At 42.6% G+C, this 14,499-nt stretch carries 13 protein-coding genes; 5 read left to right on the top strand and 8 right to left on the bottom strand.

Going from position 1 to position 14,499, the window contains the following annotated elements; translation table 11 throughout:
• Positions 1-68: 68 nt before the first annotated feature.
• Both BN3282_RS01395 and BN3282_RS01390 read right to left on the bottom strand, forming a co-directional pair.
• On the bottom strand, positions 69-1,010 hold the full coding sequence (locus BN3282_RS01395) for a 3'-5' exoribonuclease YhaM family protein (protein ID WP_059066367.1): 942 nt from the start codon (positions 1,008-1,010) through the stop codon (positions 69-71).
• 91 nt (positions 1,011-1,101) lie between these two features.
• Positions 1,102-2,394 carry a S1C family serine protease gene (locus tag BN3282_RS01390; RefSeq protein ID WP_059066366.1) on the bottom strand — a complete coding sequence of 431 codons (1,293 nt, stop codon included), beginning with the start codon at positions 2,392-2,394 and terminating at the stop codon, positions 1,102-1,104.
• Positions 2,395-2,578: 184 nt separating this feature from the next.
• On the opposite strand from BN3282_RS01390, the gene BN3282_RS01385 reads away from it, so the two are divergent.
• The 4 genes from BN3282_RS01385 (at position 2,579) to BN3282_RS01370 (ending at position 8,112) form a co-directional block, all read left to right on the top strand.
• Entirely contained in the window at positions 2,579-4,954 is a 2,376-nt protein-coding gene (locus tag BN3282_RS01385) for an endonuclease MutS2 (protein ID WP_059066365.1), read from the top strand.
• A 36-nt stretch (positions 4,955-4,990) separates the two neighbouring features.
• The gene (locus BN3282_RS01380; protein ID WP_059066364.1) at positions 4,991-5,692 is read left to right on the top strand and encodes a response regulator transcription factor; all 702 of its coding nucleotides are present in this window, start codon (positions 4,991-4,993) and stop codon (positions 5,690-5,692) included.
• Between the two features lie 27 nt (positions 5,693-5,719).
• The gene (locus BN3282_RS01375) at positions 5,720-7,123 is read left to right on the top strand and encodes a sensor histidine kinase (RefSeq protein ID WP_059066363.1); all 1,404 of its coding nucleotides are present in this window, start codon (positions 5,720-5,722) and stop codon (positions 7,121-7,123) included.
• Positions 7,124-7,221: 98 nt separating this feature from the next.
• Positions 7,222-8,112 carry a dihydrodipicolinate synthase family protein gene (locus BN3282_RS01370; protein WP_059066362.1) on the top strand — a complete coding sequence of 297 codons (891 nt, stop codon included), beginning with the start codon at positions 7,222-7,224 and terminating at the stop codon, positions 8,110-8,112.
• Positions 8,113-8,199: 87 nt separating this feature from the next.
• Here BN3282_RS01370 and BN3282_RS01365 read toward each other — a convergent pair whose 3' ends face one another.
• On the bottom strand, positions 8,200-9,363 hold the full coding sequence (locus BN3282_RS01365) for a substrate-binding domain-containing protein (RefSeq protein WP_059066361.1): 1,164 nt from the start codon (positions 9,361-9,363) through the stop codon (positions 8,200-8,202).
• Positions 9,364-9,593: 230 nt separating this feature from the next.
• Here BN3282_RS01365 and BN3282_RS01360 point away from each other — a divergent pair, with 230 nt between their 5' ends.
• Positions 9,594-9,764 (top strand): DUF362 domain-containing protein, encoded by a 171-nt coding sequence (locus BN3282_RS01360; RefSeq protein ID WP_009244075.1) that lies wholly within the window; start codon positions 9,594-9,596, stop codon positions 9,762-9,764.
• Between the two features lie 135 nt (positions 9,765-9,899).
• Here the strand turns inward: BN3282_RS01360 and BN3282_RS01355 are convergent, their stop codons facing one another.
• From BN3282_RS01355 to BN3282_RS01335, 5 genes are read right to left on the bottom strand one after another with little or no spacing between them, the layout of a single operon-like run.
• The gene (locus BN3282_RS01355) at positions 9,900-10,208 is read right to left on the bottom strand and encodes a PTS sugar transporter subunit IIA (RefSeq protein WP_059066360.1); all 309 of its coding nucleotides are present in this window, start codon (positions 10,206-10,208) and stop codon (positions 9,900-9,902) included.
• Positions 10,209-10,219: 11 nt separating this feature from the next.
• Positions 10,220-10,540 carry a PTS sugar transporter subunit IIB gene (locus BN3282_RS01350; RefSeq protein ID WP_059066359.1) on the bottom strand — a complete coding sequence of 107 codons (321 nt, stop codon included), beginning with the start codon at positions 10,538-10,540 and terminating at the stop codon, positions 10,220-10,222.
• A 24-nt stretch (positions 10,541-10,564) separates the two neighbouring features.
• Positions 10,565-12,118: a sulfatase family protein gene (locus BN3282_RS01345; RefSeq protein ID WP_059066358.1), complete on the bottom strand. Its 1,554-nt coding sequence runs from the start codon at positions 12,116-12,118 to the stop codon at positions 10,565-10,567.
• A 13-nt stretch (positions 12,119-12,131) separates the two neighbouring features.
• Positions 12,132-13,478, bottom strand: a complete 1,347-nt coding sequence (locus tag BN3282_RS01340; RefSeq protein WP_059066357.1) for a 6-phospho-beta-glucosidase — start codon at positions 13,476-13,478, stop codon at positions 12,132-12,134.
• Positions 13,471-14,490, bottom strand: a complete 1,020-nt coding sequence (locus BN3282_RS01335) for an SIS domain-containing protein (protein WP_059066356.1) — start codon at positions 14,488-14,490, stop codon at positions 13,471-13,473. Before BN3282_RS01335 ends, BN3282_RS01340 begins: the two co-directional genes overlap by 8 nt.
• Positions 14,491-14,499: the final 9 nt, after the last annotated feature.

Raw genomic sequence — 14,499 nt, 5'->3', positions numbered from 1 at the left:
GATTTAAATAGCAGCATGATCGCATAGATTTTCTGCCGCAAATAGTTCCTATATTTCTGCAATGAGGATCATATGGATGTCCTTCTCAAATTGGATTCAAACAAACGATTATATCCCAGCCAGTCTGTCCCCGTTTTCCCTTTGAATATTTCTGTCAATGTCTGTAATTTTGCGTCCGCATTATCTGCCAAGTTCAATGCAAGCGCTTCTGCCAACGCCGGTTTTTTCGGAGAACCATATTCTAACTCTCCATGATGTGCGATCACGCAGTGTTTCAGTTCATTAGCAAGTCTTGTGGGAAAATTTTCAATCGAACGGATTGCTTCATCCAGCATTTCAATTCCAATCACAATGTGTCCGATCAACTGTCCTTCATCTGTATAATCATTATCTGGAAATTCCGACAACTCTCTCGTTTTCCCTATATCATGGCAGATTGCCGCCGTATACAGCAGATCTCTGTTTAAAATAGAGTATGCCCCTGCAAAATACTCACAAAGATGAAGTACACTTACTGTATGCTCTAAAAGTCCGCCCGCAAATCCATGGTGTACAGTCTTTGCCGCAGAATGTCCTTTAAAAGCCTTTATAAACACCTGATCATGGACAAAATAATATTCCAATACTTGCTTTAAATACGTATTGGAAATTTGACGGATATACGCCAGAAGTTCCTCATACATTCTATCCACACTCTTCTCTGTCGTTGGCATGTAATCGGCAGGATCGTATTCGCCCTTTTCTGCTTTTCTGATCTGTTTGATATTCATCTGAAGATTTCCATTATAATTAATGATATCTCCATACACCTCAATGAAGTCTTTCTCATCATAATCCGCTATTCCCTGTGAATTCGGATCCCAAACTTTCCCGTCCAATGTTCCTGTTTTATCCTGCAAAAGCAGATTATCATATGGTTTCCCATTTCTCGTCTCAGCAGAACGTTTCCCTTTGCACAGATAAATATTTCTGATTGTTTCTCCCTCACATAATCCATCTATATATCTCATATTCTTTTCATATCCTCTTTCTGTCTATACTCTTCATTATGCTGTTTTTATATCTGCTTCCCGCCATTTTCCCGACGTTCTATCACACATATCATTCCTGACTTCCTATCGTCACAGTAAACTCAATATCCACATAGCCGCCTGCTCCAAGCCGGCTACCTTTCAATTTCACATTTTCTCCGGTCTTACATTCCAGAACCGCCTTTTGATATGTGGAAGTATTCATGATAGCCGTACCATTTACATCCTGGATAATATCTCCATTCTGAATTCCCGCCTCCATAGCAGGCGAATCTACATCTACCCCTACAACATACATCCCGGTAGGCATAGACTGTTGCTTCGCTATTTCATTTGTCACCGCAGTGCCGGAAATACCGATATAAGGAACACTTTCTCCATTTACAAGCAGCTCAATAGCTGCCTTTAAATCCGAAACCGCAAAAGCATTTGCCGTAGTTCCCTTTCTCTCTGCCCAGATATGGGGCGAGATCAGACCGATCACCTGCCCGGCCTGGTTAAATAAGATTCCTGTTCCGTTCTCTGCACATGCAATGTCTGTCGCCAGTATCCTGCACTCGCCATCTGAAAATACTTCTTTATAAGAATTGGAACTGATGATCCCATATCCTGTTCCGTCCGCATAACCAAATGTATTTCCAAGCGCGATCACAACGTCTCCCGGCTTGACCAGATTAGAATTACCCAAATCTGCTACTTTTATTGCCGTCCATGTATCCGATGTGATCTCTTCTCTGGATACTCCGAAAACGGCAAGTCCACTATTCTTATCCTGCTTTTTCAGCGTTGCCGCATAGTTGCTCCCATCCGCAAAAATCACGTTCCATCCCTGTGCATCTGCACAGATTGAGTGATCTGCCAAGATCAAAAGCTCCTGTCCGTTATCTGCCGCAATCACCCCGGTAACATTTGTCCGTATCCCTGTGGATACACTTTCCCAATCTTCCGTATCTGAAGAAGCCGTCACAGAGACGCAGCTTTTAAATGCCTCTGCTGCTGTCGTATACATACTCTCCATGATCTCATTATAGCTGAACGCATTAAGCTCCTCTGGGGCGCCATCCTGTTCCGCCGTACTTTCTGTTCCGCCATTTTCCTGCGTTTCCTCGTCCTCCGGTATGGTAACTGTTTTAGGATCTCCCTGAAAATATTTCCCCGCCAGCGGTTTAAGCGCAAAAAAACTAAAGCAGGCAAAAGCGCCAAAAATCAGTCCATATATCGCAATACGCGCTAACTGGCTCAAGATTTTTTCCCTGCTTAGAGGCTGTGGCTTGATCGTTTCCTGTAAAAAAGAAAAATGTTCTCCCTCTTTTTTCTCAGAACCTTCTTTAAGATTCTGTTTCGGGTCTTCATCGTACAGCATAGACTCGGTCTCCTTCAGTCAATAGTATAACCGATTCCCCGCAATTGTTCAACTTCATTTCTCACGGTTCGCGCTATGCAAAGCGAAAAGATTTGCCTGCCCAATAACGATATGATAAGATAAGAGCAGTAAAACAAACAGGACTACGACCTCCCCTTTGACAAAGAAAGGCAGATATACCGACATGAACCAAAAAACATTACTGAAACTAGAATATGATAAGATCACAGCTTTATTGGAAGAACAGGCCTCTTCTTTTCGCGGCAGACAGCTTTGTCGGCGCCTGAAACCAATGACAGATATAGAAAAGATCAATACATGGCAGGAACAGACCGCCGCCGCGTTTACCCGCATTGTCAAGAAGGGACGCCCTTCTTTCGGCGATGCCTCCCCTGTAGAAGAATCTATGAAACGTCTGGAGATCGGCGGCGCATTGGGAAGTGGAGAACTTCTCCGCATCTGCCGTCTTCTCCTTAATACTGCACGAATCAAATCTTACGGCAGGCACGATACGCAGGAGGAATTGGCAGACTGTCTGGACAACTATTTTGAAGCACTGGAACCGCTCACACTGCTGTCAGGCGAAATCGAGCGCTGCATTATCTCTGAAGAAGAGATCAGCGACGATGCCAGCAGCACGCTCAAGAGTATCCGCCGAAATATGGAAGTCCTCAACGGGAAAGTACACGCCACTTTAAATGGTCTTGTCAACGGGCCTCTGCGCACCTATCTGCAGGATCCCATTATCACTATGCGCGGCGACCGCTATTGTCTCCCTGTCAAAGCAGAGTACAGGGGGCAGGTGCAGGGTCTTATACACGACCAGTCTTCTACCGGTTCTACTTTATTTATCGAACCAATGGCAGTGGTAAAATTAAACAATGACTTAAAAGAACTTTACGCAAAAGAACAAGAAGAAATACAGGTGATCCTTGCCCGGTTAAGTGAGGACACGGCTTCTTATATAGAAGAAATACGCACAGATTACCGGATCCTGACAGATTTAGATTTCATTTTTGCCAGAGGCGCCCTTGCCCTGTCCATGAACGCAAGCCGCCCGATTTTAAATGAAGAAGGCAGGATCCATATACGAGAGGGGCGTCATCCTCTTCTGGATGTAAAAAAAGTCGTTCCCATCACCGTTTCTCTGGGAGAAGATTTCTCCCTGCTCATTATTACTGGACCAAATACAGGCGGAAAAACCGTATCCTTGAAAACTGTCGGACTTTTTACCTTGATGGGACAGTCTGGGCTTCACATCCCGGCCAGAGACCGCAGCGAACTTGCTGTTTTCCGTCAAGTCTACGCTGATATCGGAGATGAACAAAGTATTGAACAGAGTTTAAGTACCTTTTCTTCCCATATGACCAACATCGTCTCTTTCTTAAAAAAAGTAGACCAGCGTTCTCTTGTTTTATTTGATGAGCTAGGCGCGGGAACGGATCCGACAGAGGGGGCGGCTCTTGCCATTGCGATCCTTTCTCATCTGCATAACCGGGATATCCGCACAATGGCAACAACACATTACAGTGAATTAAAGGTCTATGCTTTGTCAACAGAAGGCGTAGAAAATGCTTGCTGTGAATTTGATGTAGAAAGTCTGCGTCCTACCTACCGTCTCTTGATCGGGATCCCCGGCAAGAGCAATGCTTTTGCTATCTCCGGTAAACTGGGTCTTCCTGCGTATATCATCGAAGATGCCCGAAAAAGATTGAGCGAACAGGATGTTTCTTTTGAAGATCTGCTGACAGACCTGGAGACGAGCCGGCATACAATAGAGAAGGAACGCACAGAAATCGAAGCCTATAAACGGGAAATCGAATCTTTAAAGGCAAAAACATTACAGAAGCAGGAAAAATTAGAAGAACAGAAAGACCGGATTATCCGGGAAGCAAATGAGAAAGCTGCCGGCATCTTACGTGAGGCGAAAGAATTTGCAGACGAGACAATGAAAAACTTCCGCAGATTTGGAAAAGAAAATATCTCTGCCTCAGAGATGGAAAAAGAACGTGAACGGCTCCGTCAAAAAATGAAAGATACTTCTTCTGCCTCTTCCATACAGGTACAAAAACCTAAAAAGACGCACAAGCCTTCCGATTTCAAGCTCGGAGAGTCTGTAAAAATATTGAGCATGAATCTGACCGGAACAGTACTCTCTCTTCCGGATGCCCGCGGAAATGTAACCGTACAGATGGGAATACTGCGTTCAAAAGCCCATATCTCCGACTTAGAAATCATTGAAGAACCTGTATCTTATACGGCTAAAAACCTGAAACATACAAATAAGGGAAAATTGAAAATGAATAAATCCCTGTCGGTCCGTCCAGAGATCAATCTTCTTGGCAAGACAGTAGACGAAGCGGTTATGGAACTGGACAAATACTTAGATGACGCGCTTTTATCCCATTTGTATACAGTCCGCGTCGTACATGGAAAGGGGACAGGAGCTTTACGAAAGGGCATACATGAGTATCTCCGCCGGCAAAAGCATGTCAAGTCATATCGCCTCGGAGAATTCGGAGAAGGAGATGCCGGCGTCACGATTGTAGAACTAAAATAAGTATAAAAACACAAAACAAATAATAAGGAGGACGCTATGATAGGAAAACAAAAAATTCTGATAGTAGATGATGACGAAAATATTGCAGAACTGATCTCTCTCTATCTTACAAAAGAATGTTTTGATACAAAAATGGTTTACAACGGAGAAGATGCCCTGACGGCTTTTGAAACCTACCGTCCGAATCTTATCTTACTCGATCTGATGCTTCCCGGTATCGACGGATACCAGGTATGTCGAGAGATCCGGGCAAAATCTTCTACCCCGATTATCATGCTGTCCGCAAAGGGCGAAGTATTTGATAAAGTCTTAGGACTAGAACTGGGCGCTGATGATTATATCATGAAGCCTTTTGACTCCAAGGAAATGGTAGCGCGTGTCCGCGCAGTCCTCCGCCGCTACCAACCGGTCAAAACCGAAGAACCGGAGAAAGAGAAAACAAAATGTGTAGAATATGACGGTTTAGTCATCAACCTGACAAATTATTCCGTTCTCTGCGATGGAAAACCTGTCGAAATGCCGCCGAAGGAACTGGAATTACTCTATTTTCTCGCAGCCTCCCCCAATCAGGTCTTTACAAGAGAGCAGCTCTTAGACCGTATCTGGGGATATGAATATATCGGAGATACCCGTACCGTAGACGTCCATATCAAGCGTCTGCGCGAAAAGATCAAGGATCATGCCTCCTGGAGTTTAAGCACTGTATGGGGGATCGGTTATAAATTTGAAGTGAAATAAACACTATATATCCAAAGGAAGTGCTCTATGAAAAGTACTCTGTACTTAAAATTTATCATTTTATATATCATATTTGGATTCTTAAGTATATTCGCAACTGCCACACTTTCTCCGCAGTTGATCAAAGACCGACTGGAAGAAAGTACCTCCCAGACATTATTTAAGGAAGCACATCTGATCTCTAACGAGTACCTGCCTTCCTATTTCTCCGGAAACATGACGTCTTGGTCCGTGCACTCACAGTTAACGGCAATGAAGCTCTATCTCGGCTCTTCTCTATGGTTCGTAGATAAAGCGGGAGTCCTGATCACTTCGTCGAATCTGGATGACAATATTGCCCCGGAGACAATAGAAGATTTTGATCCTGCTGAGATTGGAAACAACCAGTATATCATCGGGGATTATCATGGCTATTTTGATGAGGATGTTATCACCGTCATGGCGCCTGTCACACAAGGTTTTGCAACAAAAGGATATTTGCTCATACACAGTCCTATTTCTTCTATTGACAAAACTTGCCAGGATCTGATGTTTACGATCTATATCACCCTGCTCGTCATTTACATCCTCTCCTTTATCTTCCTGCTTGGCTTTCATTTTTTCATCTTCCGTCCTCTTGCACAGGTCACGGAAGCTGCCAAACAGTATGCCCTGGGCAACCTGGATTACGAAATCCCGGTCTATACCCATGACGAAATGGGGTACCTGTCCGCTTCTCTAAACTATATGTCCTCACAGTTAAAGGACATGGAGGACTACCAGAAAAAGTTTGTCGCCAATGTGTCTCACGACTTTCGTTCTCCTCTGACCTCCATAAAGGGATATGTGGAAGCAATGACCGATGGCACCATTCCGCCCGAACTGCACGAAAAATACTTGAAGATCATTCTATTTGAAACAGAACGCTTAACAGATCTGACAAAAGATCTGCTTACTCTGAATGAGTTCGATACACAAGAACTGCTGCTGGATAAAACAGCCTTTGATATACAGGATGTCATAAAAAATACAGCCGCCTCCTTCGAAGGCGTCTGTACTGCCAAACATGTCTCTATACAGCTGCTGCTTCTGCACGTTCCTCCGAAGGTATATGCAGATAAACGTAAAATACAGCAGGTTCTGTACAATCTGGTAGATAATGCCGTTAAGTTTAGTGACAACGACTCTTCTGTTGTCGTAGAAGTAACGCAGAAAAATGATAAACTTTTTATTTCCGTAAAGGACTCTGGTATCGGAATACCAAGAAAAGAATTGAATAAAATATGGGAGCGTTTCTATAAATCAGATCTCTCCCGCGGCAAGGATAAAAAAGGGACCGGACTTGGGCTGTCCATTGTCAAGGAAATCATCTCCGCCCATGACGAACACATCAATGTGATCAGTACTGAAGGGGTAGGAACCGAATTTATTTTTTCTCTGAGCAAGGCTTAGGCAAAAGGTAAAAATAACTACTTATTTCCTTAAAATCAATCACGCCAATTTTACTACTTTGATCTTGATATGAGGTCAATAGAAAGGAACAGAGAATTATGACAGACCATAAAGAAATGATTGCAGCCTCCGTTACGATCTTCGATGAAAATAATCAAATCAATGATATGGAAATGCAAAAATTGTGGAAAAAAAATATAAAAGAAGGGGCAGATGGTTTCTTTATCGGCGGAAGTGTAGGCGAATGTTTCTTACTTTCTACAGAAGAACGGATCCACATGTTTGAACTAGCTGCCAATACTCTACCGGATTTTGAAACTTTTGCACACGTTGGTTCCATCAGCACAGATCACGCAATAGAAATGACGAAAGCCGCTCTTGCCTGCGGCATAAAACAGATTGCCTCCACGCCGCCTTTTTATTTTGCATTTACTACAAAAGAACTGGCACACTACTATTATAATCTGGCAGAAGCTGCTGGACAACCTGTCCTGTATTATGATATTCCTTCCAGCACACATGTAGATCTGAATACGGATGACGCAGAAATCCGCGCTCTTTTGAAATCTGGTGCGGTCGGAATGATAAAACATACCAATCTTCAGTCCTACAGAATGAAACGTATCAAATCCATCAACCCTGCTATTAAAATCATGGGAGGTTTTGAAAGCCGGATGATCCCCATGCTGAACTATCATTGTGATGGTTTTATCGGAAGCACTTTCAATTTCATGCTGCCGCAATACAAACAGATTGTTGCATTATATGATACGCCCCGGAAAAGTGAGATTTATAAAATCCTTTCCGCTTCCACAGATATTCTTCAAACACTCCTTACTGTCGGTCTTCCTGCTTCCATCAAATATATCCTTAAACGGCAGGGAATACATGCTGGAAATGTCCGTCGTCCGCTGCTTCCTCTGGACACTGCGGCAAAAGCAAAACTGGATGAAGTCATTGAAAAAAAATTAATCTATAACGGAGTATAACACTAAATAAAAGAACCGGCATACAGCAGCTTTCTCCTCCTGCCTGTACGCCGGTTTTCGTATTTTTATCGCTTCATCTTGTACATATTACTCATACAACATGTTCTTTATCGAATCTTCTTCCATGTTTTCCTTTGTCACCCAGATATATCCCGTGTTCACAACAGCTTCATTTCCGATTTCCAATGCGCTTCTTGCTGCCGCTACAACAGAAGAATACCCAATGCCGAATGGATTCTGCACGACCAGCCCTTCTACTTCCCCGTCTTTCAGAGATTCCAGCTGTGCTTCTCCCGCATCAAACCCCATCACAACGACATCTTCTCTGGTTTCCATCTGCTTCAATGTTGTAACGATCAATTGTGTAGCCGTAACATTCGTGCCAAAATACCCTTTCACTTCCGGATATTTTTCCAGATAATACTGGATCACATCCTCATCACTCATACTATCAGCCGTGATTTCTTCCTTTTCTTTCGCTTTCTTGACGTTCATTTCTTCTGCTGCCGTCTTTTTCATCTCTTCCAACTGGTCACAGTAGATTGTTTCCACAACCTTCATGCCCGGATGCGCAGCCTCTATCTCCGCCTTAAAACTTGCTTCCCGTTCTTTCGCCGTACTTGATACAGAATCATGGACAAACAGGATCACTTCCCCTTCATCCTCCAGTTCATCGCAAAGTTTATAGGCTCCTGTCTTAGCGGCATCAGCATTATCTGTCTTACATATGCACTGTATGCCCTGATAGGTATTACCGGAATCCAGTCCGATGATCGGGATCCCATTTTCTGTAGCCAGGTCAAACTGTACGCTGGACGCAGATTCATCAATACTCGCAATACCCAGTGCATTTGGATACCTCGACAATTCTTCATCCAGAATATTCACCTGTTCGTCAATATTCTCCACACTATCTGGAGCATTATAGGTGACCTTTATCTTCTCATCCCCGCTATAGCCCAGCACCTCATTTAAATCCGCCGCCGCCTGTTCGACACCGGCGCGTACCGCTTTCCAATAGGAAGAACTGTCATCCTTCCCGATGATCGAAATATATGTGCCCGGCTCAAGTTCCAAGCCTTTTACATTTCTGTATGCCGCAGGAGAAACAGCGTTTAGATTCGCCTGATACACAGGTTCCTCCTTCTTATCTCCCGTAAAGGTATTCCCTTCATGATCCGAACCACATCCGCCTATAAGTGCTGTTATACAAACGGCAGCCGATGTAAGTATAACAAATCTCTTTTTCATTTTGCAGCCTCCAGTATTATAAATCCATCTCATATCATCCTGTCTGATACGTACACTACCTATATACAATACATGAAAGTTTAAAAAAAAGAAAGGAAATTTTTCTTAATTTTTTATTACTTTGTATTTAATTTAGAGCATAAAACTGCTTGTATATTTATTTTAATTGTATTAGAATGGGGATAACAGGTGCAAATATCTGTTGTAAATTTATAAAGGAGGTACATACTATGGCACACGTAATCAGTGATGAATGTGTAAGCTGTGGTTCTTGCGAAGGCGAATGTCCAGTAGGAGCTATTTCTGAAGGAGATGGCAAATATGAAATCGACGCTGATGCATGCGTAGACTGTGGAGCATGTGAAGCTGCATGCCCGACAGGTGCTATTTCAGCAGAATAATCTTTGAAATAAATCGCAAAGTGATCACAAGCAAAAGAGACGAAGGATTTATATCCCTCGTCTCTTCTATTACTCCGTTGTCTCCGGCTCTGCCGCCTTTTCTTTATATTTTGCAGAATGCCGCTCTCCCTGACTTTATTTTACCCGATACAAATCAATGATTTCTTTTGCCAGATCTTTAAACGCAGTCCCTGTCATCAAATGATCTTGCGCATGTATCATAAGCAACGAAAGTTCTACCTTCTCACCATTCGCTTCTCCCGTTAGCATTTCTGTCTGTGCGTGATGTGCCTGTAGCAAAGATTCCTCCGCTTCCTTAATTTTCTCATCTGCCAACTTGAAATCTCCTGACTTTGCAGCGCGGATTGCCTCCATCGAACAGCTTTTCCCGTTTCCCCCATACACGATCAACTGCATAATCGTTTCTATATTTTTTTCTTCCATTTTTCTTCCTCTTATTTCTCCAGTAAATTCACTGCAAACTCCAAGACTTTACTTCCATTCATCATCCCATAGTCCAGCATAGGTATGACTCCCACAACAATCCCCTGCGGTTCTAACTGCTGTTTAAAATCAGGTTCCATAAATCTCACCTGCGGTCCTAAAAGCACCGCATCTACAAGTTCCTTTTTTATTTCCTCCATTGCCTCTGGCGCAGGAACAGCAAAAATTTCAATGTCCATATTCTTCTCTTGTGCTGCTTTCTGCATTTTACTCACTAGCAGACTCGTACTCATTCCTGCCACACACGCTAACATGATCCTTCTCTTTCCCATTTTTCTCTCCTTTCCGCTAGATTACTACCTCTCATCTCTATACTTTGGGACACAGTCCGTTGTTTCGATCAAAAATCGAAGCAGTCGTTCCTTCATTATAGCAATTTTCTCTTCAAAATGTACATTTTTTATCTCATTATACATTTCTTTAGGATCATTTTCCAAATCATAAAATTCATCACCTTCATAAAGACGATAAATATACTTATATTCTTTATCACGGATCATAACTGCCTTTGTATGTTCGGGAATCGATTCCTGCACCGAAGTCCTTGCCCAATACAGCGCTTCTGGTTTATGCCCCCCATCTGTACAGTGAATCTCATTTTCCAGCCTGCCGCCTTCACAGAATACCGCATCCCGGATTTCTTCTTCTTTTTCTAACAGCGGCAGGAGGGAAATACCAAAATGCGATTCCGGAAGCCTTATGCCCGTTAATTCTGCTATAGTTATCGCTACATCTGTCAATTCTATCAAAGCTTCTGAAATGCGGGGTGTACATGCAATTCCTTTATGGGGTTTAATAAGCAAAGGAATATTAGTCAGCACATCTTCAAATGTATTCTGATTAATTTCTGCAATTTCATATTCTCCTGCATAGTCTCCATGATCCGAAAACAACAACACATCTGTATCATCATAAATACCCTTTTCTTTTAAACATGTGATCATCCTGGAGAAATTATGATCGATATGATGCACCATAGCATAATACATATGTTTGAATTCTTTCAATTCTTCATCTTTCCATTCATACAATCTATGGTTTTTCCGTATCCCCTCTAATATTGACGCTTTATTCTTTCTCTGTTTTTCATCCAATCTTACAGGAATCTCTATTTTATCTGCATCGATTGCACGATAGTCCGCTTCCGTCGCAGCATAATGCGGATGAGGCAACATAAGGGCAAGATATATGCACAGCGGTCTGTCTCCTTTATATTCTTTGATAAAACGGAGGGCATCTTCTATCTGCGCATCCTCCAGTCCTGTATAACCTACAGCCAACGGATTGTCCGTCTCCATAAGGCCTTGATAAAGGGCATAGTAATTTCTTTTATTTTTTTCATATCTGGAGTTTTCTTTCTCTTTCTCTGCCGCTAAAATCTCTTCCTTCGTAAACTTTCCTAAAACAGAATGAAACTCAGCTTCCAAAGGCACTCCATCTCGGATACAATTATACTCGTGAAATGCATCTGACCGATAATCACAATATTCATTGACCGGTATTTCTTTTTTAAAAACATCATTCTTCCCGCCAAAATACACATAATATCCAGCTTTTTTTAATTCCCTCAAAATATTCTGGTCCCTTGCAGACTGCAAATGGTGCATGGTCCTAAAGCCTTCTACATGAGGATATCTCCCGGACAGGAAACTACATCGACTAGGTACACACACAGGGTTTTGACAAAATGCATGTTTAAAGCTTACGGCTTCTGTTCCTGCATATGTATCTAAAAAGGGGGTAGCCTTTACTTCGTTGCCAGTATGTCCTAACGCTTCCCTTCGGAAATGATCACTCACAAACAGTACTATATTCGGACGTTTTTCCGTGTTCTTTTCTCTATTAGTCAACCCCGCTCCCCTCCTACTTCTTTTTTAATTCCAGTATTTTTTCCCGAAACTGGGGCAAATATCTCTCATTTTTCAAAAGCATCTCATCCAGTATTTTACGAGCCGTCTGTTCGCTTTGCACAAGAGGATTGATCGTCATGGCTACAAGTGCTTTTCTATAGTCTCCTCTGACTGCCGCTTCTGTCGTCAGGATCTCAAACGCTTTCATCTGCTGCACTAAGCCAGCAGCCTGTATCGGCAGCATCAGTCCCGGAACCGGTATGGGTCCATCCTTAGTAATCCGGCAGCTTACTTCTACGACTACATCATCCGGCATATTCGAAATAGCCCCTTGATTCAGCGTATCTACTGTCTGAATATCTTGTTTGTCATTGTAAATAGAATCCATCAGATTGCAGGCAGCATCGCTGTAATACGCCCCGCCTCTTTGCTCTAATTCCGGTGGTTTTATATCCAAGGACTCCTCTGCGTATTTACGGAACAGCTCTTTTTCTATCTCCATTACAACTCTCGCCCTGTTGCGTTGATCCTGTGCCTCCTCCATACAATGCGCAAGCATCTGCTGCTTTTGCAGATAATACCGCAGATACCCGATTCCATAGTATCCATACCCTTTCAGGAATTCTTCTGACCAGGGGATATCTACAATATTTTTCAGGGATTCCCGTATCCCATCTCCTGTCATTTTATCAATCAGCTCTTCTCCAACGTCTTTTCCATTCACCTTGACTTCCAGAGCAAAAACCATATGATTGATGCCTCCGAACTTTACGTCCAGCTGATCCTCTTTCGTCAATCCCAGCACTTTTTCTATATCTTTCTGCATATTTACCGGCCCATTACACAGACCAATAAAACGCTCCCAATCTGTAAATCTCCTTACAGCCTCCGCATTCATCCCGGAAGGATTTGTAAAGGAAATGATCCATGCATCCGGACATAATTCTTTGCAATCTTCAATCAATCCAAATAAAACCGGAATAGTCCGAAAGGCATTAAACATACCGCCCGGTCCATTTGTTTCTTGTCCTATGACCCCATATTTCAAAGGAATCCGTTCATCATTATCCCTTGCTTCCAGCTGTCCTGCACGGAACTGTGTTGTTACAAAATCAGCGCCTGGCAGAGCCTCCCTTCTATCCAAAGTCCAGTATATCTTAATTGGTACTCCTGCCCTTTTTACCATTCTTTGCGCCAGTTTGCCGATAATTTCTAATTTATATTTTCCCTCTTCTACATCCGTCAGCCACAGTTCTGTAACAGGCAGACTCTTACAGCGATTGATCAATCCTTCTATTAATTCAGGCGTATAACTGCTGCCCCCGCCAATCGTCACAATCTTCAGTTTCTTCTCACACATGATCTCTCACCTCATCATAAGGAACTATCTTAGATTTTAATTTTTTTTCAAATTCGATATATTTCTTTTGCATCTTTGGAATAGGATTGCCGCATCCTGTGTTCATCAGTGCTACAATCGTCTGAAAAAATGGAACTATACTCAACGTCTGCAATTCTTCCGGTATTTTCCGATCACCGGTAACCAGCACTACATGCTTACATAACATAGGAAGATATTTTTCCAGCTGTTGGGTCCTCTCCTTCACGCTTTCCGTTGAAAGTAAAAATACCACATGTTCTTCTTCTAATTCTAAAAAGCCGCCATGCAGAAACTCTTCCGTTTCATATGACGTTGCAGCGATTTGCAGCGTCTCACAAAATTTCAATGCACATTCCTGTGCTATCCCTTGTCCAATTCCCGCACCGCATATATGGATCCGCTTCACGTTTTTAAGCCATATACTGTTCTCTGCATAAAAACGTTTGCCATTCTCATAACTTTTTCCCGCACATTCTGCCATATCTGCCAACAAAGCTACGTCTTTTCCAGCCACCTTCAAGGCGCCTGCCATAAGCATTAATACAGTCATGTCAAATCCTATTGTAACAAACGGTATCTCCTCTCCATGGATTCCCAGATAAGATACACCTCTACCTGTAGCCTCTTTTATATTTGGATTATCTGTTATGATATGAAGAGAACACTCTTCTTCTTTCAATTTTTTTAAGACCTGCAATATATGGGTACTATTGCCTGACTGTGAAATCAACAGATAAGACCATTTTTTAACCGGTATATAGTAATGGCTGAACGTATACGGCGTCACTACTTCTATCTCTATATCCAATGTTTTCTGCATAAACATTTTCGCACAATTAGCAGCATTGCAAGAAGAGCCTGAAGCTACAATGACCAGCCTCTCTTTTTCCCGTTTCATAAAACCAACCAGATTCTCACACCATCCACTGTCAGACAGATTCTCTTTTATCTTGTCAGGCGCCCCAGAAATATAGTCCATCATTGTTTTCATTTTGATGCC

It is taken from the genome of Mediterraneibacter massiliensis, from assembly GCF_001487105.1.
Lineage (GTDB): Bacteria > Bacillota > Clostridia > Lachnospirales > Lachnospiraceae > Mediterraneibacter > Mediterraneibacter massiliensis.
Note: the sequence above shows the minus strand (reverse complement) of the source record. Positions and strands in the feature narration are given on the sequence as shown.

Bases quoted from the DNA above. Each gene is read 5' to 3' on its own strand.
- BN3282_RS01350 (WP_059066359.1), bottom strand. From the start codon at position 10,540: ATGGGAAAGAGAAGGATCATGTTAGCGTGTGTGGCAGGAATGAGTACG.
- BN3282_RS01335 (WP_059066356.1), bottom strand. From the start codon at position 14,490: ATGAAAACAATGATGGACTATATTTCTGGGGCGCCTGACAAGATAAAA.
- BN3282_RS01395 (WP_059066367.1), bottom strand. From the start codon at position 1,010: ATGAGATATATAGATGGATTATGTGAGGGAGAAACAATCAGAAATATT.
- BN3282_RS01380 (WP_059066364.1), top strand. From the start codon at position 4,991: ATGATAGGAAAACAAAAAATTCTGATAGTAGATGATGACGAAAATATT.
- BN3282_RS01360 (WP_009244075.1), top strand. From the start codon at position 9,594: ATGGCACACGTAATCAGTGATGAATGTGTAAGCTGTGGTTCTTGCGAA.
- BN3282_RS01390 (WP_059066366.1), bottom strand. From the start codon at position 2,394: ATGCTGTACGATGAAGACCCGAAACAGAATCTTAAAGAAGGTTCTGAG.
- BN3282_RS01375 (WP_059066363.1), top strand. From the start codon at position 5,720: ATGAAAAGTACTCTGTACTTAAAATTTATCATTTTATATATCATATTT.
- BN3282_RS01340 (WP_059066357.1), bottom strand. From the start codon at position 13,478: ATGTGTGAGAAGAAACTGAAGATTGTGACGATTGGCGGGGGCAGCAGT.
- BN3282_RS01355 (WP_059066360.1), bottom strand. From the start codon at position 10,208: ATGGAAGAAAAAAATATAGAAACGATTATGCAGTTGATCGTGTATGGG.
- BN3282_RS01365 (WP_059066361.1), bottom strand. From the start codon at position 9,363: ATGAAAAAGAGATTTGTTATACTTACATCGGCTGCCGTTTGTATAACA.
- BN3282_RS01370 (WP_059066362.1), top strand. From the start codon at position 7,222: ATGACAGACCATAAAGAAATGATTGCAGCCTCCGTTACGATCTTCGAT.
- BN3282_RS01385 (WP_059066365.1), top strand. From the start codon at position 2,579: ATGAACCAAAAAACATTACTGAAACTAGAATATGATAAGATCACAGCT.